Here is a 1,596-nt window from a genome sequence, read left to right as displayed (position 1 = left end):
AAACTGGCCATCCGGTCGCCGGCCCGGGTCGCCTCCCTCAACTGGTCCAGCGTCGCCCGCAGTCCGGCGCCGGACCGCGTCCAGGTCACCGTCGTCGGGCACCGGCAGTGGGGGTACCTCCCAGAGCCGCTCACCGGTCAGCCCGAGTGGCTCCCGGCTGGTGGCCAGCACGCTCACCCCGGGCACGTCGCGCAGCAGCCGGGCGACCAGCTCGGCGACCGGTTCGATGACGTGTTCGCAGTTGTCCAGCACGAGCAGCAACTGCCGGTGCCGCAGGGCCGTGACCAACCGGTCGGCGGGGGACTGGGTTGTTCCGGCGGCCTCGTGTGCGCCCAGAGCGCCGAGGACCTGTTCGGCGACGCGGGCGTCACCGGCCGGGAGCGGGGCCAGCTCGACCAGTCGGACGCCGTCCGGGTAGGACGCCGCGCGGGCCGTCTCGGTGGCCAGCCGGGTCTTGCCGACGCCGCCCGGACCGACCAGCGTGACGAGCCGCTGCCGGGGCAGCAACGCCCGCAGTTCGGCCAGCGCCTCGTCCCGCCCGATCAACTCGTCGAGCGGGGCCGGCAGGTTGCCCCGGACGATCGCGGCCTTCGGCGGGGCGTTCAGGCCGGCGTCCTGTTCGAGGATCCTGCGGTGCAGGGCGACCAGCTCCGGGCCGGGGTCGAGGCCCAACTCCTCGGCGAGGCGGGCCCGTAGCTCGGCGTAGCTCTCCAACGCCTCGGACTGGCGGCCGGCCGCGTACAACGCGCGAAGCTGCACCGCCCGCAGGCCCTCGCGCAGCGGATGCCTCGCGACCAGCTCAGCCAGGTCAGCGGCCACCAGGTCATGCTCACCCCGGGCCAGCCGGGCCTGCGCCAACCGCTCCTGAACGACGAGGCGCTGCTCGGCGAGGCGGGCCGCCTCGGCCCGCACGAACTCGGCGTCGGCCACGTCGGCGTACGCCTCGCCGCGCCACAAGGCGAGGGCCTCGGTCAACCGTTCGACGTCGGCGCAGCGTGCCAGCTCGTCGAAGCGGTCGACGTCGACCGCGTCGACCCGCAGCAGGTAGCCGGGTGGCCGGGACTCGACCAGCTCGCGGGCGCCGGGCTCGGCATCGTTGAGCGCCTTGCGCAGTTGCGATATCCGCACCTGGAGGGCCCCGGTCGGATTGGCGGGAGCGTCGTCACCCCACAGGTCGTCGATGAGGCGGTCCGCCGAGACCACCTGGTTGCGGTTGGCCAACAGGTCGGCCAGCAACGCCCGCACCTTGGTGCCGGGCACCACCACCGGCTCGCCGACGTCCGTGGTCACGGCGAGCGGCCCGAGCACCCCGAACTGCACGGCGGTCATCCTAGCGCCGGTCAGGCGACCCAAAGCACACAGCGACGGACGGAAACCACCGACCCGCTCCCGCACCACAGAGCGACCCACCAGCACCGACCCCCGCCCCGCCCTGCCCCGCCCACTCCGTCGATCATGGATTTATGGTGGCCGCTTTAGCCACGAAAAACCGTTCTGTGCCCCACCACAACTCCATCATCGACGGAGGAGTTGCCGCCGTCCGGGAGACCCACTATCGCGCGATCTTGCACTTTCTGCGGTGACACAGGTGGCGTA

At 72.6% G+C, this 1,596-nt stretch carries 1 protein-coding gene; it reads right to left on the bottom strand.

Going from position 1 to position 1,596, the window contains the following annotated elements:
* On the bottom strand, positions 1–1,329 hold a 1,329-nt coding region (locus ABZ749_RS34980; RefSeq protein WP_357235646.1), incomplete at its 3' end, for a BTAD domain-containing putative transcriptional regulator.
* Positions 1,330–1,596: the final 267 nt, after the last annotated feature.

This window comes from Micromonospora sp. NPDC047753, assembly GCF_040642735.1.
GTDB lineage: Bacteria > Actinomycetota > Actinomycetes > Mycobacteriales > Micromonosporaceae > Micromonospora.
This window is presented reverse-complemented; position numbering and strand designations above follow the sequence as displayed.